The sequence below is a fragment of the Azospirillum sp. P4_B5 genome, from assembly GCF_056402275.1.
Map to the genome: position 1 here is coordinate 58,397 of NZ_JBFUHT010000019.1, position 26,651 is coordinate 85,047.

The 26,651-nt window shown below is 69.0% G+C and carries 24 protein-coding genes; 14 read left to right on the forward strand and 10 right to left on the reverse strand.

All coding sequences use genetic code 11. The features are described from left to right. Window positions 1–147 precede the first annotated feature (147 nt). Window positions 148–609 (forward strand): hypothetical protein, encoded by a 462-nt coding sequence (locus AC1DVI_RS16475; protein WP_476958876.1) that lies wholly within the window; start codon window positions 148–150, stop codon window positions 607–609. A gap of 30 nt (window positions 610–639) precedes the next feature. Here the strand turns inward: AC1DVI_RS16475 and AC1DVI_RS16480 are convergent, their stop codons facing one another. The 3 genes from AC1DVI_RS16480 to AC1DVI_RS16490 form a co-directional block, all read right to left on the reverse strand. Beyond that, on the reverse strand, window positions 640–1,032 hold the full coding sequence (locus tag AC1DVI_RS16480; RefSeq protein WP_476958877.1) for a hypothetical protein: 393 nt from the start codon (window positions 1,030–1,032) through the stop codon (window positions 640–642). Window positions 1,033–1,097: 65 nt separating this feature from the next. After that, window positions 1,098–1,442 (reverse strand): hypothetical protein, encoded by a 345-nt coding sequence (locus tag AC1DVI_RS16485; protein ID WP_476958878.1) that lies wholly within the window; start codon window positions 1,440–1,442, stop codon window positions 1,098–1,100. Between the two features lie 17 nt (window positions 1,443–1,459). After that, on the reverse strand, window positions 1,460–2,455 hold the full coding sequence (locus tag AC1DVI_RS16490) for an extracellular catalytic domain type 1 short-chain-length polyhydroxyalkanoate depolymerase (RefSeq protein WP_476958879.1): 996 nt from the start codon (window positions 2,453–2,455) through the stop codon (window positions 1,460–1,462). Between the two features lie 162 nt (window positions 2,456–2,617). Here AC1DVI_RS16490 and cobU point away from each other — a divergent pair, with 162 nt between their 5' ends. The 4 genes from cobU (at window position 2,618) to recG (ending at window position 7,692) form a co-directional block, all read left to right on the forward strand. Next, on the forward strand, window positions 2,618–3,142 hold the full coding sequence (cobU, locus tag AC1DVI_RS16495; RefSeq protein ID WP_476958880.1) for a bifunctional adenosylcobinamide kinase/adenosylcobinamide-phosphate guanylyltransferase: 525 nt from the start codon (window positions 2,618–2,620) through the stop codon (window positions 3,140–3,142). Next, window positions 3,139–3,765 (forward strand): cob(I)yrinic acid a,c-diamide adenosyltransferase, encoded by a 627-nt coding sequence (cobO, locus tag AC1DVI_RS16500; protein WP_476958881.1) that lies wholly within the window; start codon window positions 3,139–3,141, stop codon window positions 3,763–3,765. The genes cobU and cobO overlap by 4 nt, the downstream gene beginning before the upstream one ends. 3 nt (window positions 3,766–3,768) lie before the next feature. Further along, on the forward strand, window positions 3,769–5,244 hold the full coding sequence (locus tag AC1DVI_RS16505; RefSeq protein WP_476958882.1) for a cobyric acid synthase: 1,476 nt from the start codon (window positions 3,769–3,771) through the stop codon (window positions 5,242–5,244). A gap of 366 nt (window positions 5,245–5,610) precedes the next feature. Further along, window positions 5,611–7,692 (forward strand): ATP-dependent DNA helicase RecG, encoded by a 2,082-nt coding sequence (gene recG, locus AC1DVI_RS16510; RefSeq protein WP_476958883.1) that lies wholly within the window; start codon window positions 5,611–5,613, stop codon window positions 7,690–7,692. Window positions 7,693–7,717: 25 nt separating this feature from the next. Here recG and AC1DVI_RS16515 read toward each other — a convergent pair whose 3' ends face one another. Further along, window positions 7,718–8,443, reverse strand: a complete 726-nt coding sequence (locus tag AC1DVI_RS16515) for a DUF502 domain-containing protein (RefSeq protein ID WP_476958884.1) — start codon at window positions 8,441–8,443, stop codon at window positions 7,718–7,720. Between the two features lie 166 nt (window positions 8,444–8,609). Here AC1DVI_RS16515 and AC1DVI_RS16520 point away from each other — a divergent pair, with 166 nt between their 5' ends. Both AC1DVI_RS16520 and AC1DVI_RS16525 read left to right on the forward strand, forming a co-directional pair. Next, window positions 8,610–9,674, forward strand: a complete 1,065-nt coding sequence (locus tag AC1DVI_RS16520) for a type III polyketide synthase (RefSeq protein WP_476958885.1) — start codon at window positions 8,610–8,612, stop codon at window positions 9,672–9,674. Between the two features lie 11 nt (window positions 9,675–9,685). After that, window positions 9,686–10,225 carry an isoprenylcysteine carboxyl methyltransferase family protein gene (locus AC1DVI_RS16525; RefSeq protein ID WP_476958886.1) on the forward strand — a complete coding sequence of 180 codons (540 nt, stop codon included), beginning with the start codon at window positions 9,686–9,688 and terminating at the stop codon, window positions 10,223–10,225. On the opposite strand, the gene AC1DVI_RS16530 is transcribed toward AC1DVI_RS16525, so the two are convergent. Next, window positions 10,197–10,610, reverse strand: a complete 414-nt coding sequence (locus AC1DVI_RS16530; protein ID WP_149163500.1) for a hypothetical protein — start codon at window positions 10,608–10,610, stop codon at window positions 10,197–10,199. The two genes, AC1DVI_RS16525 and AC1DVI_RS16530, sit on opposite strands and share 29 nt — an antisense overlap. Window positions 10,611–10,772: 162 nt before the next feature. Here AC1DVI_RS16530 and AC1DVI_RS16535 point away from each other — a divergent pair, with 162 nt between their 5' ends. Further along, on the forward strand, window positions 10,773–11,468 hold the full coding sequence (locus AC1DVI_RS16535) for a Crp/Fnr family transcriptional regulator (protein WP_476958887.1): 696 nt from the start codon (window positions 10,773–10,775) through the stop codon (window positions 11,466–11,468). 37 nt (window positions 11,469–11,505) lie between these two features. On the opposite strand, the gene AC1DVI_RS16540 is transcribed toward AC1DVI_RS16535, so the two are convergent. Both AC1DVI_RS16540 and AC1DVI_RS16545 read right to left on the reverse strand, forming a co-directional pair. Beyond that, window positions 11,506–11,919, reverse strand: a complete 414-nt coding sequence (locus tag AC1DVI_RS16540) for a response regulator (RefSeq protein ID WP_476958888.1) — start codon at window positions 11,917–11,919, stop codon at window positions 11,506–11,508. A 233-nt stretch (window positions 11,920–12,152) separates the two neighbouring features. Next, the gene (locus AC1DVI_RS16545; RefSeq protein WP_476958889.1) at window positions 12,153–12,887 is read right to left on the reverse strand and encodes a Crp/Fnr family transcriptional regulator; all 735 of its coding nucleotides are present in this window, start codon (window positions 12,885–12,887) and stop codon (window positions 12,153–12,155) included. Between the two features lie 300 nt (window positions 12,888–13,187). Here AC1DVI_RS16545 and AC1DVI_RS16550 point away from each other — a divergent pair, with 300 nt between their 5' ends. Further along, entirely contained in the window at window positions 13,188–13,472 is a 285-nt protein-coding gene (locus AC1DVI_RS16550) for a hypothetical protein (protein ID WP_476958890.1), read from the forward strand. A 109-nt stretch (window positions 13,473–13,581) separates the two neighbouring features. Here AC1DVI_RS16550 and AC1DVI_RS16555 read toward each other — a convergent pair whose 3' ends face one another. Then, window positions 13,582–16,191, reverse strand: a complete 2,610-nt coding sequence (locus tag AC1DVI_RS16555; RefSeq protein ID WP_149163505.1) for a glycosyltransferase — start codon at window positions 16,189–16,191, stop codon at window positions 13,582–13,584. Between the two features lie 436 nt (window positions 16,192–16,627). On the opposite strand from AC1DVI_RS16555, the gene AC1DVI_RS16560 reads away from it, so the two are divergent. From AC1DVI_RS16560 to AC1DVI_RS16570, 3 genes are all read left to right on the forward strand, one after another. Further along, complete coding sequence (locus AC1DVI_RS16560) at window positions 16,628–17,041, forward strand: HIT domain-containing protein (RefSeq protein ID WP_476958891.1); 414 nt, start codon at window positions 16,628–16,630, stop codon at window positions 17,039–17,041. A gap of 121 nt (window positions 17,042–17,162) precedes the next feature. Beyond that, complete coding sequence (locus AC1DVI_RS16565; RefSeq protein WP_149163507.1) at window positions 17,163–17,339, forward strand: CsbD family protein; 177 nt, start codon at window positions 17,163–17,165, stop codon at window positions 17,337–17,339. Next, entirely contained in the window at window positions 17,339–17,521 is a 183-nt protein-coding gene (locus AC1DVI_RS16570) for a hypothetical protein (RefSeq protein ID WP_476958892.1), read from the forward strand. Before AC1DVI_RS16565 ends, AC1DVI_RS16570 begins: the two co-directional genes overlap by 1 nt. A 34-nt stretch (window positions 17,522–17,555) precedes the next feature. On the opposite strand, the gene AC1DVI_RS16575 is transcribed toward AC1DVI_RS16570, so the two are convergent. Together AC1DVI_RS16575 and typA are read right to left on the reverse strand one after the other, a co-directional pair. Then, a complete protein-coding gene (locus tag AC1DVI_RS16575; protein WP_476958893.1) occupies window positions 17,556–18,032 on the reverse strand; it encodes an OsmC family protein in 477 nt (158 codons plus the stop codon). Between the two features lie 109 nt (window positions 18,033–18,141). Beyond that, window positions 18,142–19,968 carry a translational GTPase TypA gene (typA, locus tag AC1DVI_RS16580; protein ID WP_145625955.1) on the reverse strand — a complete coding sequence of 609 codons (1,827 nt, stop codon included), beginning with the start codon at window positions 19,966–19,968 and terminating at the stop codon, window positions 18,142–18,144. A 271-nt stretch (window positions 19,969–20,239) separates the two neighbouring features. On the opposite strand from typA, the gene AC1DVI_RS16585 reads away from it, so the two are divergent. Both AC1DVI_RS16585 and AC1DVI_RS16590 read left to right on the forward strand, forming a co-directional pair. After that, window positions 20,240–22,183 carry an autotransporter assembly complex protein TamA gene (locus AC1DVI_RS16585; RefSeq protein WP_476958894.1) on the forward strand — a complete coding sequence of 648 codons (1,944 nt, stop codon included), beginning with the start codon at window positions 20,240–20,242 and terminating at the stop codon, window positions 22,181–22,183. 113 nt (window positions 22,184–22,296) lie between these two features. Beyond that, window positions 22,297–26,601: a translocation/assembly module TamB domain-containing protein gene (locus tag AC1DVI_RS16590; RefSeq protein WP_476958895.1), complete on the forward strand. Its 4,305-nt coding sequence runs from the start codon at window positions 22,297–22,299 to the stop codon at window positions 26,599–26,601. Window positions 26,602–26,651: the final 50 nt, after the last annotated feature.

A 26,651-nucleotide genomic window follows, 5' to 3' on the forward strand; every position in this document is an offset into this window, starting at 1 on the left:
ATTCACGCCCCGCAGCGCAACCGCCCTGCCCGTGGGGCGTGCTGCCGCGTTCGGGCGGCCGTTTTTGCAACTCTTTGTTAACCCTTGCCGCCGGAGAGTCGCTGAGTTTCGCGGATGAGGGTCCGCGGCGGTCGGAGGCGTGTGGCGATGGCGAATTCCTATGTGGACGGCAAGGTGCGCGATGCGCTGGTGGCGGCCAAGGGGAGCCGGGCGACCGCGCAGAAGCTGCTGATGGCCTGGGCGGCCGAGGACCCGCAGCTCCTGCTGGGCATCTCGCAGCCCTTCCTGAAGGCCATCGCCGCGGCGGCGGTCGAGCGGGGCGTCCGCCCGTCGGCGCCCAGCCGTCCGGCACCCTCGGCACCGGGCCGGTCCCGTGCTTCCGCGGATTCGGCGCTGAGCAAGGAGGCGCTGGCCGACGTGCTGAGCCGCCTCGGCCGTGATCCCGGGGACGACGACGCACCGCCGACGCGCGGCCGCGCCGGCTCACCCGCTCCGGTCAAGTCCGCCACCATGGTGGTTCCCGCCGGCAAGGACGGGCAGGGCGGCGTCACTCATGAGAAGGCGATGATGACCCTCGCCAAGGCCTTCGTGGCGAAGAAGATGCGCTGAGGAACGGCGCGGGGGCTTGCTCCGCCGGGCTTATCGCTCCGCCGTGGTCATCATCCGTTCGATCCAGCCCGGCTGCCGCGGTTCCGGGCGGATGTCCGGCGGCGGGCTTGCCAAGGCGGTGTGGCCGTTGCGGTGCGGGTCGGGGATATGGTGACAGTCGACGTCGGCCAGCGTCTTGTAGCAATAGACGCGGGAGCGGTCGACGTAGACCTTCTCCGGGCAATAATGCCCGGTTTCCGAGAAGGATACGGACGAACAGTCGCGCCCGGTCGCCGCGGACACCAGATGATCGCCGAGCGTCTTCTTGGTGCTCGTGACAGAGGCCAGATCGGCGCCGAGGCTGGCGACCATCATCGGCCCGCTGCAGGCGCCCAGAGGAAGGGCCGCCAGCGCCAGCACCGCGATTGACTGAGCGAGCCTCATCACCCCTTGCACCCCGTCCCGTGTTCGAGTCTGATTCCAGGCAAACCTGATTAAAAAGCCGTGAATCAGCGCAGCAGCGTGCAGATTCGCGACCGGCACTGCACCAGCACGAAGGTGTCCTTGTCCTCCGTGCAGCCCACCTTGAACACGGTCTGGCCGGAACGGCCGGTGACGTAGCTCATCACCTCCACCTTGGCGGGCGTGCAGTTGCCCAGCGACTTGGCGGCTTCCTTCGCCTCGGCCTGTCCGGCGGAGACGTTGGCGGCCTGGACCGTCGGCGACGCCGACAGGCACAGCGCGAGGGCGCCGAGGGCAGCGAGGCGGGGAGCAGGAACGCGCATGGCCGGATCGGTGGTCTGGTGGGTGCTGAAGGAGTTTATGGCACGGGCGTCGCGAATTCGGCTGTGCAAAAGTGGTAATCGCGGCCTCACGCGCTTTTTGCGGGCTCGGCGTGCCGGTGGGACAGGAAAAAGCGCAGCATTTCCCGTGCAGCGTCCGGCCCCTGCGGGTCGGTGTAGGTGCCGTCCAGGCTGCCGCCGGACCAGGCGTGGCCGCTGCCGTGGACGATCCACTGCTCGAACAGCGTCGCTCCATCGCGGTCCTTGTGCATGGTGCGCGTGAAACCGCGCCCGCCGGGTGCCTGTCCGTCCTCGGTCTGCGCGGTCAGTCCCTCCGCGTTGGTGGTGGCCTGGGCCATCACATGGTCGCTGTTGCGCGGATGCACGACCTTGTCCGCGTCGCCGTGGAAGACGATGGCCGGAACCACCGGAGCCCCCGCTGCCGGACGCTGACCGGGCGAGGAGCCGGCCTTCATCGCCAGCAGGGCGGAGGGCACGCCGCTGGCCGAGCCGTAGGGCAGGCCGGAATGGACGCCCACGGCGGCGAACAGGTCGGGGTGGGTGGTCGCCAGGACCATCGCGGCGGACCCGCCCGCCGAAATCCCGGCGACGTAGACGCGCTGCGGGTCGGCTCCTTGCTCCGCCAGGACCTGCCGGGTGGCTCCGGCGATCAGCGCCGGTTCGCCGCGCTCGCGGCGCTGGTGGTTGGGGTTGAACCAGTTCCAGCACTTCTTGTCGTTCGCCGCGGGGGCCTGCTCCGGATAGAGGACGAGACAACCGGCCTCTTCGGCCAGCCGGTTCATGCGGGTTCCGACGGCGAAATCGTCTGGCGACTGGGTGCAACCGTGCAGCATGACCAGCAGCGGGCGCGGTCCCGTCGCCGCTCCCTTCGGCACGAACAGGCGGTAGGCGAGCGAGCCGGCCTCGCCGGTGAAGACCCCGGATTCCATCGGCTCCGTCACGGGCACGGGCTTCGGCGGGGGCGGCGGGACGGGCGCGCCGCGGTGGAACAGCTTGCCGGCGAGGCGGCGGAGGAAGGCTGCGGCGCGGGCCAGGGCCGGGCGGGGCCGGGTGGTGTCGGTCACGATCGGCGGCTCCGGGATCGTTCGGGAAGGAAGGCGGCGGATGGTACGGGACGGAGGTGGCGGAGGACAACCGCCATGGCGGTTTGCGCCGGGCCGCCAACTGCGCTAACCATCCGGTTCCGCAAGCGCCCACCCCGCAAGCCTCCAGGTGATCCGCCCATCATGAGCACCGACATCACCCTGGTCCTGGGCGGCGCCCGCTCCGGCAAGAGCCGCTACGCCGAGGGGCTGGTGACCGCTTCGCCCGGCCCGCGGGTCTACATCGCCACCGCCCAGATCTGGGACGCCGAGATGGCCGACCGCGTCGCCCGCCACAAGGAGGACCGCGGCCCCGGTTGGACGACGGTGGAGGAGCCGCTCGACCTGCCCGGCGCGCTGCGCCGCCACGCCGGCAGCGGAACGAGCGTGCTCGTCGACTGCCTGACGCTGTGGCTGTCCAATCTGATGATGGCCGACGCCGACGTGCCCGCCCGCTCCGCCGACCTGCTGGCCACGCTGGCCGGGGTGGAGGGGCGGGTGGTGCTGGTTTCCAACGAGGTGGGGCTGGGCATCGTGCCGGACAACGCGCTGGCCCGCCGCTTCCGCGACCATGCGGGGCGGCTGCATCAGGACATCGCCGTCGTGGCCCAGCGGGTGGCGTTCGTCGCCGCCGGGCTGCCGCTGCTGCTGAAAGGAGAGAAGCCATGACCGAGGACGCCGACCAGAACCTTGACGACCAGAACGCACGCCACGCCGAGAAGATGAAGCGGCGCAAGGCGCTGCACGACCGGGTGATGGCCAGCAAGACGCAGGAGAAGGGCCTGCTGATGGTCAACACCGGCAACGGCAAGGGCAAGTCCACCGCCGCCTTCGGCCTGATCCTGCGCGCCGCCGGGCACGGCATGAGGGTGGGTGTGGTGCAGTTCGTCAAGGGCGCTTGGTCCACCGGCGAGACGGTGGCGCTGGAGCGCTTCGACGATCTCGTGGACTTCTTCACGATGGGTGAGGGCTTCACCTGGGAGACCCAGGACCGCGAGCGCGACATTGCCGCCGCCAAGGCGGCCTGGGCCAAGGCGCAGGAGCTGATGGCCGACCCCCAGTACAGCCTCGTCGTGCTCGACGAGCTGAACATCGTCCTGCGCATGGGCTATCTACCGGTGGACGACGTGCTTCCCGTGCTGACCGGGCGGCGCGAGGGGCTGCACGTGCTGGTCACCGGCCGCACCGCCAAGCCGGAGCTGATCGAGGCCGCCGACCTCGTGACCGAGATGACCCTGGTCAAACACCCCTTCCAGGCGGGCATCAAGGCCCAGCCGGGCATCGAGTTCTGAGCCATGGCCGCAGCGAAGGTCCCCCCACGCGCGATCATGCTTCAGGGCACCGGCTCCGACGTCGGCAAGTCGCTGCTGGTGGCCGGGCTGTGCCGGGCGCTGCTGCGCCGGGGCCTGACCGTGCGGCCCTTCAAGCCGCAGAACATGTCCAACAATGCCGCGGTCACCGCCGACGGCGGCGAGATCGGGCGCGCCCAGGCGTTGCAGGCGCGGGCCTGCGGGGTGGCGCCGTCCGTCCATATGAACCCGGTGCTGCTGAAGCCGCAGTCAGACGTCGGCTCCCAGGTGGTGGTGCGCGGCGTCGTGGCGGGCACGGCGCGGGCCGGCGACTACCAGTCGCGCAAGGGGCAGCTTCTCCCCACCGTGCTCGACAGCTTCGAGCGTCTGAAGGCCGAGGCCGACGTGGTGGTGGTCGAGGGGGCGGGCAGTCCGGCCGAGGTCAATCTGCGGGCCGGCGACATCGCCAATATGGGCTTCGCCACCGCGGCGGGCGTGCCGGTGGTGCTGGTCGGCGACATCGACCGCGGCGGGGTGATCGCCAGCCTCGTCGGCACCCACGCCCTGATTCCGCCGGAGGAGCGGGCGCTGGTGGCGGGCTTCCTCATCAACAAGTTCCGCGGCGACGTGCGGCTGTTCGACGGCGGCCTTTCGGTCATCGCCGAGCGCACGGGCTGGCCGAGCTTCGGCGTGGTGCCCTGGCTGGCCGACGCCGCCCTGCTGCCGGCGGAGGACGCGGTGGCGCTGGACACCTGGAAGACCCGTACCGGGGGGCGGCTGCGCGTCGCCGTGCCGATGCTGTCGCGCATCGCCAACTTCGACGATTTCGACCCCCTGGCCCAGGAACCCGACGTGGCCCTGTCCATGGTGCCGCGCGGCCAGCCGCTGCCGGGTGACGCCGAACTGGTCATCCTGCCGGGCAGCAAGGCGACCATCGCCGATCTGGCGGTGCTGCGCGCCCAGGGCTGGGACATTGACTTGGCGGCGCACCGCAGGCGCGGTGGGCGGGTGCTGGGCATCTGCGGCGGCTACCAGATGCTCGGCCGCAGCATCGCCGACCCGGACGGCATCGAGGGACCGCCGGGCGAAGCCGAAGGGCTGGGCCTGCTGGAGGTGGACACCGTCCTGAAGGGGCCGAAGGTGCTGGAGGAGGCGACCGGTACGGATTCCGTCACGGGGGCTGCGGTCGCCGGCTACGAGATGCACATGGGCCGCACGGAGGGGCCGGACCGCGCCCGCCCGATGCTGACCCTGGCGGACGGGCAGACCGATGGCGCGGTGTCCGCCGACGGGCGGGTGATGGGCTGCTACCTGCACGGCCTGTTCGGAGCGGACGGCTTCCGCGCCGCCTTCCTGAAGGGGCTGGGCGGCGAGGCGTCCGGCCAGTCCTACGCGGCGACGGTCGAACAGGCGCTCGACCGCATCGCCGCCCGGCTGGAGGAGCATGTGGACATCGCCGCCCTGCTGGCCGCCGCTCGGTGAGCGGCAGCTTCATGAAACGGATTTCATGATCCCGCAACGCTGGGGTCAGGCGGGCGACGCTACAACTACAGTCATTGACGACGTTTGATTACTGGCGAGTCATCCACCGGCGGTTCCCGCCGCCGGCCACACACGATCCGGAATGTTCCCGCATACCCTCGGATCGTTTCTTGCGGCGGTGTGCATTGGGTTTTTGCCTTGGATCGGCGTCCCCCGCCCAGGCTTCCCCCCAAACCCTTGCACACCGCCGTCTTCTTTTCCCCTCCCGGCCCTTTTTGGAAACCGCCGCGCTTGACGCGGAGCCCCCTCGGCGGGCTTGAATGGGTGCCACAGGCCCCGTGTCCCCGCTGCCGAGACTCCATTCCCGTGCGTCCCGTCGTTCTCTTTCCCCTGTTCCGCCCGGTGACGGCGCTCCCCGGCCTCGGTCCCCGGTTGGGCAAGCTCGTCGAAAAGCTGGCCGGTCCGCAGGTCGTGGACCTGCTGTGGCACCTGCCGTGCGGCGTCATCGACCGCCGCTACGCCCCGAAGATCGCCGAGGCGCCGAACGGGCGGATCGCCACCATGACGGTGCGCATCGATTCGCACGCCGCCCCGCACAATTCCCGTCATCCCTACAAGGTGCGCTGCACCGACGAGACGGGCGTGCTGGAGCTGATCTACTTCCATGTGAAGGGCGATTGGCTGGAGCGGCAGATGCCGGTCGGCAAGACGGTGGTGGTGTCCGGCAAGGTCGAGTGGTTCCACGACACGCCGCAGATCACCCACCCCGACGCCGTGGTCCCGCTGGAGTCGAAGGACGAGATCGAGGCGGTGGAGCCGGTCTATCCGATGACCGCCGGGCTTCCGGCCAAGACGCTGCGCAAGGCCGTGCGGGCCATGCTGAACGACGTGCCGGAACTGCCGGAATGGCAGGACGCCGCGTGGCGTTCCCGCAACGGCTGGCCGACTTGGCACGAGTCGATCCACCGCGCCCACACGCCGGAGGACGAGGCCGACCTCGCCCCGACCAACCCGATCCGCCGCAGGCTGGCCTATGACGAGCTGCTGTCGAACCAGCTCGCCCTGACCTTGGTCCGCATCCAGCAGCGCCGCCTTTCGGGCCGGGTGATCCAGGGGGACGGGCGGCTGCGCGCCAAGGTGGCCGCGGCGCTGCCCTTCTCGCTGACCAACTCCCAGGCCACATCGCTGGCGGAGATCTACGAGGACATGGCGGCGGAGCGGCGGATGCTGCGTCTGCTCCAGGGCGACGTCGGCAGCGGCAAGACCGTGGTGGCGCTGATGGCGATGCTGAACGCGGTGGAGGCCGGCCATCAGGCCGCCCTGATGGCGCCCACCGAAATCCTGGCCCGCCAGCACGCCGAGAGCCTCGCCCCGCTGTGCAAGGCGGCGGGGGTGGACCTCGCCCTGCTGACCGGGCGCGACAAGGGCAAGGCGCGGCAGGCCGTTCTGGACCGTCTGGCCTCGGGCGAGCTGCCGCTGCTGGTCGGCACCCACGCGCTGTTCCAGGAGGACGTCGCCTTCAAGGACCTCGCGCTGGCGGTGATCGACGAGCAGCACCGCTTCGGCGTCCACCAGCGGCTCCAGCTCTCCGCCAAGGGGCGGGCGGTGGACGTTCTGGTGATGACGGCGACACCGATCCCGCGCACGCTGACCCTGACCGCCTACGGCGACATGGACGTGTCGCGCCTGACCGAGAAGCCGGCGGGGCGCAAGCCGATCCAGACCGTGACCATCGCGCTCGACCGGTTGGAGGAGGTGGTGCACGGCATCCACCGCAAGGTGCAGGAGGGCGCGCGGGTCTATTGGGTTTGCCCGCTGGTGGACGAATCGGAACAGACCGACCTCGCCGCCGCGACGGAGCGCCACGCCTTCCTGCGCGCGACCTTCGGCGACCGGGTAGGGTTGGTGCACGGCAAGATGCGCGGCCCGGACAAGGACGCCGTGATGGCCGCCTTCCAGGCCGGCAATCTGGACGTCCTGGTCGCCACCACGGTCATCGAGGTCGGCGTGAACGTGCCCGAGGCCACCGTCATGGTGATCGAGCACGCCGAGCGCTTCGGCCTCGCCCAGCTTCACCAGCTCCGCGGCCGGGTGGGGCGTGGCGAGAAGCCGTCGTCCTGCCTGCTGATGTTCGACCCGCAATTGACGGAGACGGCACGCGCCCGCCTGAAGACGATGCGCGACACCGAGGACGGCTTCGTCATCGCGGAGGAGGATCTGCGGCTGCGCGGCGCGGGGGAGGTGCTGGGCACCCGCCAGTCCGGCCTGCCCGAGTTCCGCATGGCCGATCTTGCGGTGCATGGCGACCTGCTGGCCGCAGCCCGCGATGACGCGAAGCTGATCGTGGACCGCGATCCGGACTTGGCCGGCGAGCGCGGTCAGGCGCTTCGGACCCTGTTGTACCTGTTCGAGCGGGACGCGGCGGCGAAGACGTTGCGGTCGGGGTGAGCGGGTCCAATGTCTGCTTGAACAATCACGCCCGTTTCCGCTCCTCCACCACCGTGCTCTTCACCTCGCGGGGCTTGCGATCGGGCGGAGTGACGATGCCACCGGACATCACCAGCTTCAGCCCGTCCTCCACCGTCATGTCCAGAACGGTGACCTCCCGCCGCGGCAGGATCGCCAGATAGCCGGCGGTCGGCGGGGCGCAGGGGATGAAGACGTGCACCATCTCCTCCTCGGAGATCTTCTGCACCTCCGGATGGGCGGCGCCGGTGATGAAGCCCAGCGACCATATGCCGTTGCGCGGGAACTCCACCAGGACCACCTCGCGGAAGGCCTTGGACTTCTTGGCGAGCACCGTTTCCACAATCTGCTTCACCGCCCCGTAGACGGAGCGGACGACCGGCATGCGCTCCACCACGCCTTCGCCGATGCGCACCACCAACCGCCCGACATAGCCGGCGGCGAAGGCACCGATCAGGGTCAGCACGATGATCAGCGTCAGCACCCCGATGCCGGGAATGGAAAAGGGCAGGTAGTTTTCCGGGTTGTAGGCGGAGGGAATCAGCGGGCGCACATGCCCGTCGATGAAGGCCAGCAGCCACCAGCCGAGATAGACCGTGACCGCGATCGGCGCCGTCACCAGAACACCCGCCAGGAAATAGGCGCGCAGCCGCCCCATCAGCCCGATGCCGGCGGGCCGGTGGGACGTGCTCTCGTCCGCCGCGCTCTGGCTGTCCTGCTCGTTCCGATCCACCGCCCCACCCCCGAAAATCCGACGCCCGCTATAGTGATACAGGACATGGCTCCCGCTCAATCCACAACGACGTATCGGACGGCGGGAAAGAGTCGCCGGGGAGAAAGCGAAGGAACTCCCTCCGGAGGGCTGGTCCGCCACCCCTGCGCGCATCACATCGCTGAGGATGAACCATACCCCCCGCATCCTCTCGCTCGCCACGGCCCTGCCGCCCCATCGTCTCGGCCAGGACGAGGCGCTCGGCGTCGCGCGGGCCGTCTTCGGGCCGCGGATGCGCGACTTCGAACGGCTGGTGCCGGTCTTCGCCAACACCGGCATCGAAACCCGCCACGCCGTCATGCCCATCGACTGGTACTTGGAGCCGCGCGGCTGGCCGGAGCGCACCGCCGCCTTCCGCGACGGCGCCCTGGCTCTGCTGGAAGAGGCGGCGGGGCAGGCGCTGGCCCATGCCGGCCTGAGGCCGCAGGATGTGGACGCCATCGTCTGCGCCTCGACCACCGGCATCGCCACGCCCAGCCTGGAGGCGCTGCTGCTGGAGCGCATGGGCTTCCGGCCCGACACGGTGCGGCTGCCGCTGTTCGGGCTGGGCTGCGCCGGCGGCGTGCTGGGGCTGACCCGCGCCGGGCAGATCGCCCAGGCGATGGCGGGGCGGACGGTGCTGTTCCTGGTGGTGGAGCTGTGCACGCTGGCCTTCCGCTCGGCCGAGGCGACCCCGACCAACGTCGTCGCCAGCGCCCTGTTCGCGGACGGCGCCGCCGCGGCGGTGCTGCGCGCCGATGGGGAGGGAGCCAAGGAGGACGGCGAAGGGCCGCGCCTCGTGGACGGTGCGGAGCACACCTGGCCGGGAACGCAGGACGTGATGGGCTGGCGGGTCGAGGACGACGGACTTGGCGTGATCTTCAGCCAGAGCATCCCGGCGCTGATCCGCAACCGGCTGGAACCGGTCATCGACGGCTTCCTGGAGCGGCGGAGGCTGGCCCGCGGCGACCTCGCCGGGCTGATCTGCCACCCCGGCGGCGCCAAGGTTCTGCGCGCTCTGGAAGAGGTCTGCGCCCCGGTTTCCGCCGGTTTGGACGACGCCTGGGCAGTGCTGCGCCGCTGCGGCAACATGTCGGCGGCCAGCGTGCTGTTCGTGCTGGAGCGGCGCATCGCGTCGGGCGCCCGCGGCCCCCACCTGATGAGCGCGCTCGGACCCGGCTTCACCGCCGCGATGGCCCAGATCGACCTTTAGGAGCGCTTGGAATGGAGACGCTGCCGCTGGGCTGGCCCCACGTCATTCTGCTGCTGGTCGCGGCCCAGCGTCTGGGCGAGCTCGTCGTCGCCCAACGCAACACCCGCCGCCTGCTGGCCGAGGGCGCGCAGGAGGTCGGGGCCGCCCATTATCCGCTGTTCGTCGGTCTGCACGCCGGCTGGCTGGCCCTGCTGTTCGCCGTCGTGCCGGCGGAGGCGCCGATCAACGGCTGGCTGCTCGCCCTGTTCGTTCTGCTTCAGGCCGGGCGGGTCTGGGTGATCGCCACGCTAGGGCGGTTCTGGACCACCCGCATCGTCACCTTGCCCGGCGCGCCGCKGGKGCGGCGCGGGCCGTTCCGCTGGGTCCGCCACCCCAACTACTTGGTCGTGGCGGGGGAACTGGCCGTGCTGCCCCTGGTCTTCGGGGCGTGGTGGATCGCGGTGCTGGCCACGCTGCTGAACGTGCCGCTGACCCTGCACCGCATCCGTGTCGAGGACGGCGCGCTGTCCGGACGGCGCGCGCTCAGGTCAGCAGGAAGCACAGCATCGTGACGCAGCCGGCGATGGCCGCACCGTCGAGATGGTTCGGGAAGGCGTGCCAGAAAGACTCGCGGGACTCCGGCTCCGAGCGGTCCATCTCGTCCAGCCACAGACCGGCGGGCAGACCGCCGTTGGCGCGTTCCGCCAGGGCGCCGGACAGGTGGGCCATCGACACCGCCAGATAGCAGAACTTCACGAAGTTCAGAACGAAATACATCGGCCCGCCGGCTTCGGCGATGGGATCGGTCACGCCGCCCATCGCCGCCACGGCGGTCGCCATGGCGATGGCCGCGGCGAAGGGGATGGCGACGACCGACAGCAGGCGCTGCGAATCCACGCGGCCGGCGTTGGGGATCAGGCTGCGGGGAACGGGGCCGGAGGGCAGTTGGAACGACATGACTCTCTCAATTCCGGTGGGCGCGTCCCGTCCGTTCTGCCGCTTTCAGGGTTAACGGGACGTTAGCGACACCCGTTGGAGGGAGGCGGTTCCACCTTTGCGCAGGTCCGGCTATGCTCCGCGCTGCGCTTGAGGGCGGTTGTTAGAAAAGGATGCGACCCCGTGCCTGCCGACGCTGGATCTTCCCGGCTGGATGGAATTGCGTTGCTGAGCCCGCTGTCTGCGGAGGAGCGCGCCGCCGTGGCGCGTCAGTGCCGCTGGCGGCGCTTTCATGCGAACGAGCAGATCATCGACCACCAGGGGGACTCACGGGACGTCGTGCTGGTGGTCGATGGACGCGTGCGGGTGCTGAGCCATTCCCCGGCGGGCCGCGAGATCAGTTTCGACGACATCGAGGCCGGCGGCTTCCTGGGCGAGATGGCCGCCATCGACGGGCTTCCCCGGTCAGCCTCGGCGGTGGCGCTGGAGGAGGGAACGCTGATCGCCTTCCTGGCACCCCGGCCCTTTCAGGATCTGGTGACCGGCCACCCGGATCTTGCCATGGCGGTGATGAGGCGGCTGTGCCGGGTCGTCCGCATCGCCACCGACCGGGTGATGGAACTGTCCACGCTGGGCGCCAACAACCGTGTCCACGCCGAACTGTTGCGGCTGGCCAAGCGCGGGCGCGTGGTGGGGCGGACGGCGGTGATCGCGCCGATCCCCGTCCATGCCGACATCGCCAGCCGGGTCAGCACCGCCCGAGAGACGGTCGCCCGCGTGCTGAACGATCTGGCTCGCGACGGTCTGGTGGAACGGCAGGCCGACGCACTGGTCGTCCGCGATCTGCACAAACTGGAAGCGCTGGTGGAGGATGTTTGAGCCGGCGCCTGACAGAGCGGCGTCCAGCTCCAGCGTATCAGCCCGTCCGCTCCAGAACGGTCAGGATCAGAGTGCGAAGCGATTCGGGGTCGTAGGGCTTGGGAAGGAAATGCCAGCCGGCGGCGCGGATTTCCGTCTGGGTCGCCGCGGACTCGTCGCCGGTGGTGATGATGACGGGGAGGGCGGGATCGATTTCCGCCAGCACCGCCCGAACCGACTCAGGTGCCTTGCCGTGACGTCCCAGATGATAGTCGGCGACCAGGACGTCGGGAAGCGTCCCGCCGTTCAGCGCGTCCAGAAGAGCGGCGGGTGTCGGGGCGCTGACCAGCAGCATTCCCCAATCTTCGAACAGGGTTTCCATGCACAGGCACAGCACCATGTCGTCCTCGAGAAGGGCGACCGTCAGTGTGCCGGAGCTTGCGGATCGGCCGGCGAGAGGAGCGTCGGTCATGCATTATCCAATGAACAGCGGCGGATCAATGAACAGCAGGACGGCGATGCTGGCTGCCCGATACCCCTTGGTCCGGCCTGGTTGGAAAAGCCGTCTCGGGGTGGCTGCTGTCCGCTTGGTGGTCTGCCTGCTGGGTTATCCAAACAGGCAATTTAGATTCTATATCGATCCGCTCGCTGTCGCATTGTCATAGGTTAATCGGAGGGGGATATCGATGGGAACTGACAATCCGATCAATCGCCCGCGCGTTTGCGCTCGGACTTGGCGTCCAGCGCGTGCTCCAATTGCTTGGGCGCCTGGATCAGGTGCAGATACAGCTCGTCGAACTGTCCGACGGAGGCGAGCTGCTTCACGTCGTGGACGGTGATCTGCTGGCCCGCCAGATCGATCAGCCCGATGTCGCGCAACCGGCGGAGCGTCCGGTTGATGTGCACGATGCTGAGCCCCAGCGCGTCGGCCAGGATTTCCTGGGTGACCGGCAGGGTGAAGCGTCCCTCTTCGACCAGACCGACGATGCTCAGCCGTCGCAGCAGTTCCACGATCAGGTGGGCGGTCCGCTCCAGCGCGGTGCGACGCCCGACACTGAGCAGCCGTTCGGCGATGATCGCCTCTTCCTTGGCACCCGACCAGGCGAGGGCGGCGGCCAGACGCGGGAAGAGCTTGAACAGTTCGATGATGCGGTCCGGCTGGAAGTTGGCGACCTCAGCGGGGGTCAGCGTGGTGACTCCGTGGTCCGCCGTCTCGAACAGGTTGCAGTAAAAGCCGATGATATCGCCAGGCAGGACAAAGTTGACGACTTGCCGACGGCCGTCGGGAAGCGCCTTGTGACGGATCGCCCAGCCTTTGCGCATAACGCGCACGCAACCGTAGCGTTCGCCCTGCTGGAGAAGATCGAATCGCGATCCGTGCCGGGTAACATTGCGCTCCAAATCGCCAAGGAAAGTCTTTTCCTCGTCTCTGAGGCTCATGTAACTGGTGATCTTGCGCCCCAGTGGAGATGAAGGCATGTTGGCCTGGGCGCGGGTCATTTCTGTTCCAGCCTTTGATCGTCCAATAGTTATGGCCCCGAAGCGAGTGCCACGGCCAGCCCAATTCCGGGCGGCCTCGAACGATTAAGCCAAACGATAAAACCATCTATAACATAGGTTAATGGGGATAAGATTTTCTCGACCGGTCAGGTGAGGGATCATATACAAAACTGTTGGTGCATTGGCCGTATGGGGATTTGAGCGGTCATCGGCGGGGAACTGACGAGTGCGGGGGGCGGCATGGCGGCGGAGCGGGATGCGGCGGGTTTGGCTGCCCTCTCGATTTGTGAATCCCTTATGCTCGCATTGGTGGAACGGGGCGTCCTGCGACTCGAGGAGGCGCATGCCGCGCTCGAGGATGCCGCCGCTGCCCACCAGAATCGCGACGCGAAGGGTGAGGACCCGAACCTGCATCGCTTGGCGCTGCAGATCGTCGAGCGCTTGATGATCCAGGTGAACGCTGCCCATCCCGCGTCGGCCCATGTCGGGGTCGGGCAGATGGCGGACGGCGGTTCCCAGGACTGAAGGGCCCGGGACTGAAGGGGCGGACAAAACGCTGATCGGGCGAAACGAAGAGAGCCCCGCCATCCTCTGGCGGGGCTCTGCGCTGTAACCGATCGGCGAACGGGAGCGGTCAGTCCGCTCCGGCCTTGGCGGCTTCCGTGGGCTCCGGCCGTTGCTTGCCCAGCCCGATGTTCGGGAAGGCGTTGATCAGAGCCGTGATGAAGGCCGACAGATAGGGCAGCGACTGCACGACCAGCAGGCCCGACCACATGAAGGCGTCGCGGTTCTCGTGGCCGAACACCACCACGATGGCCAAAGCGGCGCCCCACAGGCCGAGCAGCAGCGCGATCTCCTCCCGCGCCATCAGGAAGGCCTGCATCAGCGCCGGCTGGTTCTCGCACTTCGGCGTGCGGACGAAGGGCCGTCCGGAGGTGAACATGCCCAGCCACATGGCGCGGCCCACCGTGTGGGTCAGCGCCATGCCGGCGATGGCCGCCCCCACCTTGTCCCAGAAGCCGCACTTCACGCGCGCTTCGTACAGCCAGAGCGAGGCGCCGACCTTGAAGGCGAAGACGCTGAGCGTCGGGATCATGAAGACGCTGGGCGGGAACTCGAAATACTTCGGGAAGGCGAGCAGGCCGAGCGACCAGATGATGCCGGCGATGCCGAAGATCATGTGGGCGGCGTCGGCGAACCAGGGCAGCCAACCGGTGATGAAGTGATACTTCTGCCCGGCGGTCAGGCGCGGGCCGCCGGGCAGCAGATCGCGCCAGTGGTGCTTGAGGATCTGAACGGCGCCGTAGGCCCAGCGGAAGCGTTGCGTCTTGTAGGCGGAGAAGCTGTCGGGAACGAGGCCCTTGCCGTAGCTCTCCGGCATGTAGACGGCTTCGTATTTGTGCTCGAACAGGCGCAGGCCGAGGTCGGCGTCCTCGGTGATGCACCACTCGCCCCAGCGGCCGACCTCCTCCAGCGCGGACTTGCGGATGATGGTCATGGTGCCGTGCTGGATGATCGCGTTGCGCTCGTTGCGCTGGATCATGCCGATGTGGAAGAAGCCGGCGTATTCCCAGTTGATCATCCGCTGGAACAGGTCGTGGCTCCAGTCCCGGTAGTCCTGCGGGGACTGGACGAAGCCGACCTCCGGCCGGTTGAAGTGCGGGATCGTCGCCTTCAGCCAGTCGGGGTGGACCTGGTAATCGCTGTCGATGACGGCGATGTGCTGGGCGTCCGGCGCCGTCTGGGCGAGGCCGAAATTCAACGCGCCGGCCTTGAAGCCCGGCCAGTTGTCCAGGTGGAAGAAGCGGAACTTCGGCCCCAGCTTGCGGCAATACTCCTCGACCGGACGCCACACCGCCGGATCCTTGGTGTTGTTGTCGAGCAGCAGCACCTCGTAGTTCGGGTAGTCGAGCCGGGCCAGCGCGTCCAGAGTCTCCATGACCATGTGCGGCGGCTCGTTGTAGCAGGGCACATGGATGGACACCTTCGGCGCGTTGGGCAGGGGCGCCGCCGAGCAGGGCTGGAACTTGCGCTTGAAGCGGTCCTGCCAGACGACCTCGGTCAGCTCCAGCCCGTCGATCAACATGACGGCGAGCAGGACGAGCTGGCAGAAGACCAGGATGCCCCAGGCGATTTCCGTGGTGGTGGCGAGGCCGGCGACGCTGGCCGCGGTGAAGGTGAAGACCAGCACCGACGAGACGCCCTGGATCATCGCGCCGTAGAAGATCTGCCCGCCGAACTTCAGGTCGCCGCCGCGGCGCCACAGGAAGAAGACGAGCGGCAGGAAGCCCACCGCGATGGAGACGCCGCACATCAGCGGCCAGTTCCGCAGCTCCGTCACCTCGCCGATCATCGGGAACTTCGGCTTGCGCCACGCGTCCCACAGGCCCCAGCTGGTGCCGGCGGTGCCTTCGATCTCCCGCTTCCAGGGCTGGTCGAAGGCCTCCATGATGAAGTAGTCGAGCTTGTTCTGCGCCGCGACGTTCAGGAAGGTGCGGATGAACTTGGCCTGATTGACCTGGCTCGCCTCGGCGCCGCGGCGCCACGGGCCGTCGGCCGGCCAGCCGATTTCCGAGATCAGGATGTGCTTGTTCGGGAACTTGGTCTTCAGCTCGTTGTAGCGGAACATGGCGTAATCGACCGACTGGTCGGCGGGCACGCCTTCCCAGTAGGGCAGCAGGTGGACGGCCAGGAAGTCCACGGCGTCGGCCAGTTCCGGATGCTCCAGCCAGACGTGCCACGGCTCCGCGGTGGAGACCGGGACGTTGACCTTCTTCTTCACGCGCTTGATGTATTCGATGGCCTGCGGGACGGTGACGTCGGCGCGCAGGATCGCCTCGTTGCCGACCAGGACGCGGCGGACGTTGTTGTTGTCGCGCGCCAGCTTGATCAGGCCGTTGATCTCCGGCTCGTCGATCTCCGGCTTGCCCGCGATCCAGGCGCCCGCGGTGATCGGAATCCCGTACTTGCGGGCGATGGGCGCCGCCTGCTCCGAACCGTCGGTGGTGGAGTAGATGCGCACGCCCTTGACCGACCCCTCCAGGGCCTTCATGTCCTTCTCGATGTCCTCCGCCGAGGCCTTGTCGCCCTTGGAGGGGCTCTTGTCCGGGTGGAAGGGCGTGTAGCCGACGCCGCTGATGGCGCCGCCCCAGGACCGTTCGGCGACCGGGCGGTTCCACAGCGCCCAGACTCCGATGTTGCCCAGGATCACGAGAAGAAGAGCCGCGATCGCCGACTTGCGCATGACCGTCTTTCTTTATCCCAAACGTCTGCCGGCCGTCCTGACTTTGTCCGCCCCGGCCGGGCATCTTTCAATTCAGCAAAGGGGTTCGACCGGATCGGCACGCAGGGGGACTCGCCGCCCCGACACCGCCTTCGGACCGAACACCCGTACCCATCACCCTGGTTGCAGGACTCGTCTCAATCCGCCGCGCGATCCGCATAAGCCGGAAGACCGAACGCCACCGACCGGAACATCACCGGACCGAATAAAGATCGTGCGGCAGTTTATACATTTTTCCTAGTCCCGCAACCAGTGTCCAGCAACCCGTCCTGCTCCGGCGCGCAGGTGATCAGCCCTGCGGCGGCAATCCCCACTGGACGAACGCATCGGATGGGCGTTTTCTTCCGCGAACGCCGCAAGGAAAACCTTGTGAGCCGAAGGGAAGACACGGGACCCCATGACGATGTTCCATCTGCACGATCGTTTGCAGGCCGATACCGCCCCGGTCGCCGAATTGCCGCTGTGCCGCGTCCTGCTGATGGACAACCGGGTATGGCCGTGGCTGATCCTGGTTCCCGCCCGGAATGGCCTGACGGAGATTCATCAACTGCCCCGTGAGGACCAGCACCGGCTGGTGGACGAGATCGCCCTGGCCTCGCTCACGCTGGAAACACTGTTCGGCCCTGACAAGATCAACGTCGGGGCCTTGGGCAATCTGGTCCCGCAACTTCATATCCACGTCATCGCCCGCTCCAAGGCGGACCCGGCATGGCCGGGGCCGGTGTGGGGGTCGGGCTTCGCGGAGCGCTACAGCCCGGAGGAGCGAAACAACCTGATCCGAAAGATCGGGGAGGGGGTGCGCCAAAGGTGAGGCTTCGCGACGCCCAACGCGACCAACCCCTCTCCCTTTGCGACCAAGCGAAGGCGTGACGTTTCTTTTGCGGCCCTGTTTACGGTCGCTGAAACATTCACCGATCGAAGGAGAAGGCACCATGAACACCGACCGCATCACCGGTGCCGGCAAGGAGCTGAAGGGCGAAGTCAAGAAGCAGACCGGCGACCTGACCGGCAATCGGGATTTGAAGGATGAGGGTCGCGCCGACAAGGCCGAGGGCAAGCTGGACAAGGTCGTCGGCAAGGTGAAGGACATCCTCAAAGGCGACAAGTGATGGGCGCGGATGAGCGGGGGTATCGCAAGGACGATGCCCCGTCCGACGCCGCGCAGCGGATCGAGGACAAGCTCATCGAGGAAACCGGGAAAGCCTCCGGCGACCCCGACAAGCCCGTTCAGGACAAGTTCGACGAATTGGGCGAGAAGCCCGACATTAAGAAGAAGAGCTTGCGGGACTAGGAATCGCCCCCTTCCGTTTGGAAGGGGGCTTTCTTTATGGTCCGACCGTGATTTTCGCCTCGACCCGCACCGGGAAATTCACCGAATTGGCGATAAAGCATTTCTCGTGAGCTTCGTGGTGCAGGGCCTCGGCCTTTGCGGAATCGCTGCCGGGGGCGACGGTGACCCGGGGGCGCAGGACGACGTCGGTGAAGCGGCCCCCGCCGCTGGAGTCCTCGGCCATGGTGCCGGCGGCTTCGTCCGCGTAGGCGGTCACGGTGACGCCGTTCACGGCGCACAGATGCAGATACCACAGCATGTGGCAGGCCGAGAGCGACGCCACGAGCATGTCTTCGGGGTTGTAGCGGGCGGGATCGCCGCGGAAGGCCGGGTCGGACGAGCCGGGGATCGGCGGCTTGCCGGGGGCGGTGATCTCAAGATCGCGGCTGTAGGCCTTGTAGCCCGCGGTGCCGCTGCCCTGGTTGCCCGTCCAGGTGACCGTCGTGCCGTAATGATGTTCGCGCCCTGACATGGTCCCTCCGAGTGCTTTTCCGGGAGGGTAACCGCGAACATCGGTCCTGAAAAGAAAACGGGAGGGCCGAAGCCCTCCCGCAATCCCATGAACCCTATGTCCCGAAGGTTCAGCTGGCTTCCGCCGCACGGGCGTGGCGCTTGCGCTCGTTCGGGTCGAGGTAGCGCTTGCGCAGGCGGATGGACTTCGGCGTCACCTCCACCAGCTCGTCGTCGCCGATGTAGGACAGGGCGCGCTCCAGCGTCATCTGGATCGGCGGGGTCAGGCGAACCGCCTCGTCCTTGCTGGTGGTGCGGATGTTGGTGAGCTGTTTGCCCTTGATGACGTTGACCTCGAGGTCGTTGCCGCGGGTGTGCTCGCCGATGATCATGCCCTGATAGACCGGAACGCCCGGATCGATCAGCATCGGGCCGCGATCCTCCAGGTTCCACAGCGCGTAGGCCACCGCGGTGCCGTCGGCGTTGGAGATCAGCACGCCGGTGCGCCGACCGGCGATCGTGCCCTTGTAAGGCGCGTAGCCGTGGAACAGCCGGTTCATGATGCCGGTGCCGCGGGTGTCGGTCAGGAACTCGCCCTGGTAGCCGATCAGGCCGCGCGACGGGGCGTGGAAGACGATGCGGGTCTTGTTGCCGCCCGACGGACGCATCTCGATGAGGTCCGCCTTGCGCTCCGCCATCTTCTGCACGACGGTGCCGGAGAACTCCTCGTCCACGTCGACGACGACTTCCTCGATCGGCTCCAGGCGCTGCCCATTCAGCGGGTCGGTCTTGAACAGCACGCGGGGACGGCTGATGGCCAGCTCGTAGCCCTCGCGGCGCATCGTCTCGATGAGGATGCCGAGCTGCAGTTCGCCGCGGCCGGCCACCTCGAAGGCGTCGCCGCCCTCGGTGTCGCTGACGCGCAGGGCGACGTTGCCTTCGGCCTCGCGCATCAGGCGGTCGCGGATCATGCGGCTGGTGACCTTGTCGCCCTCGCGGCCGGCCAGCGGGCTGTCGTTGACCGAGAAGGTCATCGCCAGGGTGGGCGGGTCGATCGGCTGGGCGGCCAGCGGCTCGGCCACTTCCGGCGCGCAGATGGTGTCGGCCACCGTGGTGGTTGTCAGGCCGGCCAGGGCGACGATGTCGCCGGCGTGCGCCTCGTCCACCGGAACGCGCTCAAGGCCGCGGAAGGCCAGCACCTTGCTGATGCGGGCGTTCTCGATCAGCTTGCCGTCGCGGCTCAGCGACTTGATGGCCATGTTGACCTTGACGCTGCCGGTCTGGATGCGGCCGGTCAGGATGCGGCCCAGATAGGGGTTCGCCTCCAGCGTGGTCGCCAGCATGGCGAAGGGCAGATCCTCCTCCACCTTCGGCGCCGGGACGTGGTCGCGGATCAGCTCGAACAGCGGGGTCAGCGTCTCGCGGGCGCCGTTCTCCAGGTCCGTCGTCGCCCAGCCGTTGCGGCCCGAGGCGAACAGGGTCGGGAAATCGAGCTGCTCGTTCGAGGCGTCGAGCGAGGCGAACAGGTCGAACACCTCGTCATGCACCTCGTGCGGACGGCCGTCGGGACGGTCCACCTTGTTGATGACGACGATCGGGCGCAGGCCCAGCTTCAGCGCCTTGCCCAGCACGAACTTGGTCTGCGGCAGCGGGCCTTCGGCCGCGTCGCAGAGCAGGACCACGCCGTCCACCATGGAGAGGATGCGCTCGACCTCGCCGCCGAAATCGGCGTGGCCGGGGGTGTCCACGATGTTGATGCGCAGGTCGTTCCACAGGACCGACGTGCACTTGGCCAGGATGGTGATGCCGCGCTCGCGCTCCAGGTCGTTGGAGTCCATGGCGCGTTCGGCGACCTGCTGGTTCTCGCGGAACGAACCGGCCTGCTTGAGGAGCTGATCGACCAGGGTCGTCTTGCCGTGGTCGACGTGCGCGATGATGGCGACGTTACGAAGATTCATGTGTCGGGGACTCTTAAATCCGCTCTGGGGCTTCCGTTGCGCAATGCCGCCCCGACACCGCGGCACGTCGGCCGCGCACAACAAAAAAACCCTCCGAGATCGATCGGGGGGCTCTGCCGGGGAAACTGTTGCGACGCAATATAATGATCCGGCTTCATAACGCAAGCGGCGTGGTGGAGGAAACTCGCCCAAAGCGCCTATGCGGAATTTCCTTGCGTCACGGCGACCGAATCATTGGCGTCTGAAACAAGGAATCCCACATGGTCGGTTGATGACCCGCCGCGTTTCCGCTTCCCGCCTCGCCGTCATTCTCCTGTCCAGCGCGCTCGTTGCCGCGCCGGGCGACCCGCTGCGCGCGCAGGACCCTGCGCCGGACCCCGTTCAGGAGGCCGCCCCGCCGCCAGCGGTGCAGGACGGTTCCGGTCAGGACGACCCGACCCCCGACGCCCCCGGCCCGCAGATCCCCTACGAGGTCGAGTTCACCGGGCTGAACGACGACGATGACCTGCGCACCCTGCTGCGCGACAGCTCCTCGCTGGTCAGTCTGAAGGACGACTCGCCGCCGTCGGTGCTGGGACTGGAACGTCGGGCCGACAGCGACCGGGATCGCCTGCAGACGGCGCTGCGCTCCGCCGGCTTCTACGACGCGGTGCTGGACATCCGTGTGGACGCGAACCAGACGCCGGCCAAGGTGACCGTGGCGGTGACGCCCGGTCCCGCCTACCGCTTCAAGACCATCACCATCGCCTCCACCGACGGCGCGCCGCTGCCGGGAGGGGAGGTGACCCCCGGCGACATCGGCCTGCCGGTGGGGGAGCGGGCGCGCGCGCCGCAGGTGGTGGACGCCCAGTCCGCTCTGCTGCGCCGGATGACCGAGCGCGGGCATCCCTTCGCCACCGTCGCCGAGCGGCGGGTGGTGGTGGACCACGACGACCACAGCATGGACGTCACCTATTCGGTCGATCCCGGCCCGCTGGTGATGTTCGGCGAGACCAAGATCGACGGGCTGGCCAGCGTGAACGAGGGGCTGATCCGCGGGCGTCTGCCCTGGAAGCAGGGCGACATCTACAGCCCGGCCAAGGTCGACCGGGCGCGCCAGCAGATCGCCCAGCTCGACGTGTTCGACACCGTTCGGGTGCGGTTGGCCGAGGAGCCGGGGCCGGGCGGCGTCACGCCGGTGGACGTGACCCTGGCCGAGAAGCTGCACCGCTTCATCGGGGCCAGCGCCTTCTATTCGTCGGAGGACGGCGTGGGCGGCTCGGCCTATTGGGGCCACCGCAACCTCTTCGGCGGGGCGGAGCGGCTGCGGCTCGGCGTGGAACTCGGGCGGATCGGCGGCGACAACGGCGCAGCGCAGGGACCGCGCGGCAGCCTGGACCTGCCGGACATCCGGCTGTCCGCCAACTTCCGCAAGCCGGACTTCCTGGCGCCGCGCCAGTCGCTGATCCTGGATTTCCAGGTCGCGTCGGAGCAGCCGCCGGCCTACGACCGCGTTGCCACCATCGGCTCGGCCTCGCTGGAGCGGCAGGTGACCGATCAACTCAAGGTCTCCTACGGCGTGTCGGGGGAGCGCGGGCGGGTGCGCTCCAACCTGCGGGAGTACCAGACCGGCTTCATCGGCGTGCCGCTGGGCATTGCCTGGGACGGGTCGGATAATCTGCTGAACCCGTCCAGGGGCTACCGTGCCTCGCTGCTCGCCACCCCCTGGTTCCCCTACACCGGGGATACGGATTCGATCTTCACCAGCTTCCAGATCAACGCGTCGGCCTACCGCGATCTGTCCGACGACGGGCGCTACGTCGCGGCGGCGCGAATCGGCGTCGGCAGCACGGTGGGAGCCTCGCTGGACGAGGTTCCGCCGGACCACCGCTTCTATGCGGGCGGCGGCGGGTCGGTGCGCGGCTACGGCTTCCAGAAGGCCGGACCGCGCGACATCTACGGCGACCCGACCGGCGGGCGGTCGCTGTTCGAGGCCGGACTGGAGCTGCGCGTCAAGGTGACGGAAACCGTCGGCATCGTGCCCTTCGTCGACGCCGGCACCGTCTTCGACAGCGCCTTCCCGGACTTCAAGGAACCGCTGAAAGTCGGCGCGGGCATCGGCGCCCGTTACTACACCGATTTCGGGCCGTTGCGGGCGGACGTCGCCTTCCCGCTGAACGCCGACTCCGGCGATGCGAAGTGGCAGCTCTATCTCAGTCTGGGTCAGGCCTTCTGATTCGTCCTTTCAACCGGTGATGCCGGGCCGGGTCGCATTTTTGCCACTTGGATCGGGATCGCCCATGCTCTTTCCCGTTATACCATTCGGGGAATGCCGCAACGGGGTGCGTGGTGTCGGGTCTGCGTCGTCTGATCGTCCTTCTTCTGGCCATCGCCTTCCTGACCGGAGCGGTCCTGACGGAGGCCGCCCGCGCGGCCGACACCGAAGGGGGCGGCTGGGGTCCGGCCAACGCCGTCCGTCGCTGGATCGCCCAAACCATCGAGAAGGCGGTGAACGGACCCGACCTCCAGGTGAGGATCGGCACCATCGGCGGCGCGGTCCCCGTCAATTTCACGATCTCGGACGTCACGGTCGCCGACCGCGAGGGCGTTTGGCTGCGGCTGGAGGATTTGCGCGTCAACCTCGCCCCGACCGCGCTGCTGACCGGCCGGGCCAAGGCCGACGCCATCGAGGCGCAGCGAGTCGTCGTGGAGCGCGCTCCGCTGCCCGCCGAGGGGCCGGAGCCGCCGCCCGACCAGGGGCCGACCTCGCTGCTGCCCAGCCTGCCGGTGGGCGTCGCCGTGGACAAGCTGGCCATCGCCGAGCTGGTCCTGGCGGAGCCGCTGATCGGGCAGGAGGCGCGGCTGAAGATCGACGGGTCGCTGGACCTCGCGTCCGGCGGGTCGTCGCTGGAGGCGCATCTGAACGTGGACCGGCTGGGCGAACAGCCGGGAACGGTGGGGCTCGACATCGCTTTCAACCCCGACGACAAGCGGCTCGACCTGAATCTGAAGGCGTCGGAGCCGGCGGGCGGGCTGATCGCCACCGCGCTGAACATCCCCGGCGCGCCGCCGGTCAGCGCGTCGCTGGACGGGCAGGGCTCGTTGGACGATTGGAAGGGCACCTTCACCGCGGCGGCGGAAAMCGCCGCGCGGCTGGCCGCCGACGCCACAATCAAGGCGGTGCCGGAAGGGCACGCCGTCACCATCGCGGCGACCGGCGACGTGGCGACCCTGCTCGGCCCCGACATCGCGCCGCTGGCCGGGCCGCAGCCGGCGCTGAAGGGCACGGTGGTGGTCGCTCCGGACGGCGCCCTGACCCTGCAGCCGGTGGCCGTCGAGACCGCCGCCGCCACGGCCAATCTCTCGGGGCGTATCGGCGCCGACCGCCGCAGCCTCGACCTGCGCTACGAGGTGCAGGCCGGGCCGGATTCCACCCTGCACGGCTTCGCCCCCGGAATCGCCTGGCGGGAGGGCACCGTGTCGGGCACCGCGCAGGGCACGCTGGACGCGCTGACCGTGGCGGTGGAGGGGCTGATCCGCGACCTCGCCGCCGACGATCCCGCCCTGGCCTCGGTCACCGGGCCGGAGGTGCGGCTGGACGGGCGGGCGCGGGTCAACGCCGACACCGGAGCGGTGGGGATCGAGGGGGTGACCCTGACCACCGCGGCGGCCAGCGCCGGGGCGCAGGGCAATGTGACCGGCTGGGGCCAGACCGCCGATGTGACGGTGTCGCTGAACGCCGACGACCTGTCGCGCCTCTCCGCCCTCGCCGGGCAGCCGCTGGCCGGGTCGCTGGCCCTGGCCGGGCCGGTGCGTCGGCAGGAGGACGGCACGCTGACGGCGGGCTTAAGCGGCGCGCTGCGCGGTCTGGAAACCGGAACGCCCGCCGACGGCGTGCTCGGCCGCGACGTCAGCCTGGGCGCGGAGGCGGTGATGGAGCCGGGCGGCGCCATGCGCCTCACCGACCTGACGGTGGATGGCCGCAACGGGCGTCTGACGGGGGAGGCGGCCCTGGCGGACGGGGCGGTGGACGCGAAGACCCGGCTGGAGATCGACGACCTCGCCCCGGTGGGCACCGCCGCCGGGACGGAGATGGCCGGCGGCCTGACGCTCGACGCGACGGCGAAAGGCCCGCTGGACAAGCTGGTGGCCGAGGCGGCGCTGGACGCGCGGAACCTCGTCGTGCAGGGGCGCCACTTCGGCGACACGCGGCTGAACGCCACCGCGCAGAACCTGCCGGCCGCCCCGGAAGGGCGTGTGTCGGCCCGCACCGAACTGGCCGGCGCCGGGCTGACGGCGGACGCCGCCTACGCGCTGGAGGGGCAGGTGCTGCGCATCAGCGACCTCGCCGTGGCGAACGGGCCGAACCGGATCACCGGGGCGGTGCGCGTGGCGCTCGACGCCATGACGGCGACCGGCAAGCTCGACGGCAACCTGCCGCAGCTCCAGGCGCTGTCGGAACTGGCCGGCGTGCCGCTCGCCGGGGCGGCGGGCTTCGCCGTCGCGCTCGACGCGCCGAACGGCAAGCAGGCGGCCAACCTGACCGCCAACGCCACCAACCTCCGCGTCGAGGGCGACGGCGGTCCGCTGTTCGCCGCGCGCCGCCTGACCGCCAATGCCGACGTCGCCGATGCGCTGGGCAGCGCCAGCGGCAAGGCGCGTGTGGAGCTTCAGGACGGGGCCGCCGCCGGCAACGACTTGTCGCGCGTGACGGCCAGCGTGGACGGCTCGCTCGCCAAGGCCACCTTCCGGGCGGAGGCCGCGGGGGCCGGGCGCGACCCGCTGGGGCTCGACCTGGCCGGGGAGTTCACCCAGAGCGGCGCGCTGAACCGCATCCGGCTGGACCGGCTCCAGGGCCGCTACAGCGGCGAATCCTTCCGGCTGACCCAGCCCGCCGCCATCGCCCTGGGCGAGCGGCGCTACGAAGTGTCCGGCCTGCGGCTGGTCAGCGGCAACGCCCAGCTCGCCGCCGATCTCGGCCTGAACGGGGAGCGGCTGTCGGGCGAACTGCGGCTGGACCGTGTGCCGATGGCGCTGGCCCGGCTGGCGAACCCGACCCTGCGGCTGGACGGCACGCTGAACGCGCAGGCGACTCTCGGCGGCACCGTTCGCCGCCCGCAGGCCAACGCCACGGTGCGTGTCGCCAACCTGAAGGCGCAGCAGACCACGCAGGCCGGCGTGCCGGGCCTGAACGCCACCGTCAACGCCCGCTGGCGGGAGGCCCGCCTGTCGGTGGACGGCGACGTCGCCACCGGCAACAACGCGGGCCAGGTGGCCCTGACCGCCGCCGCGCCGCTGGCCATGGACCCGGACACGCTGGCCTTCTCGGTGCCGGAGCGCGGCCGGCTGGAGGCGGCGCTCCGCGGCGCCATCGACGCCTCTCTCGCCAACGACCTGCTGGCGGCGACCGGCGACCGGGCGCGCGGCACGCTGCGGCTGGACGTCAGCGTCGACGGCACCGTGGCGGCTCCCCGGCTGGGCGGAACGGTGACTCTGGCCAACGGGCGCTACGAGAACCGGGCGAGCGGCGCCATCATCAGCAACATCGACGCCCGCATTGTCGGTGACGGCGACGTCTTCACCATCCAGAGCTTCCGCGGGCGGACCGCCAACGGCGGCGCGATCAGCGCCCGCGGCGTGATCCGTCCCGCCGCCGCGGACCCGCAACAGCAGCTCGACCTCGCCATCCAGGCCGACCGGGCGCGGCTGGTGCAGAACGATCTGGCGGCGGTCACCATCGGCACCAACCTGACGCTGAGCGGCAGCTTCCTGAATCCGCGGCTGGCCGGTCCCGTGCGGATCGAGCGTGCGGAGATCCAGATCCCCAACCAGACCCCGCCCAATGTGGTGGACCTGAAGGTCGTCGAGGTCGGCAGGGGCCGCAAGGCGCAGCCGGTCAGCCTGAAGAACGGGGAGGCCACGGCTCCCGAGCCGGCCTTCGCGATGATCCTCGACCTGACGATCAGCGCGCAGAACCAGATCTTCGTCCGGGGTCGTGGGCTTGAGGCGGAGTTCGCCGGGCAACTCGCCGTCGCCGGCACCTCCAGCCAGCCGCTGGTCAGCGGGCGGCTGAACATGCTGAAGGGCGAGTTGGATATTCTCGCCAAGACCTTCGTCTTCAAGCGCGGAATCATCGAGTTCGACGGTGGTCCCGCCATCGACCCGCGGCTCGACTTCTTGGCGGAAGCCACCGCGAACGACGTGACCGCCCAGATTCTGGTTACCGGCACCGCCGGACAACCGAAGCTGGAGCTGACCTCCCCGCAGGGGTTGCCGCAGGACGAGGTGCTGTCGGCCGTTCTGTTCGGGAAGTCGGTCGGCAACCTGAGCGCCGTGGAGGCGGTCCAGCTCGCCCAATCCGCGGCGACGCTGGCCGGCTTCGGCGGTGGCGGGCCCGGTCTGATCGGCAACCTGCGCCGCGGTCTCGGCATCGACCGGCTGGAATTCACCGGCGGGGCCGACGGCAAGGGTGGGGCGGTGCAGGCCGGGCGCTACGTCAGTGACCGCGTCTATGTCGGGGTGGAGCAGGGCATCGGCGCGAACCAGAGCCGCGCCACGGTCGAGGTCGACATCACCAAGAACATCAAGGCCCAGGCGGACGTCGGCGCCGATTCCGACACCCGCGTCGGCGTCAAGTGGGAGTGGAATTACTGACCGGTCCTGGCTTTGCTCCTGGCTGGACGCCGCTTTCGGGCGCTGGTCAT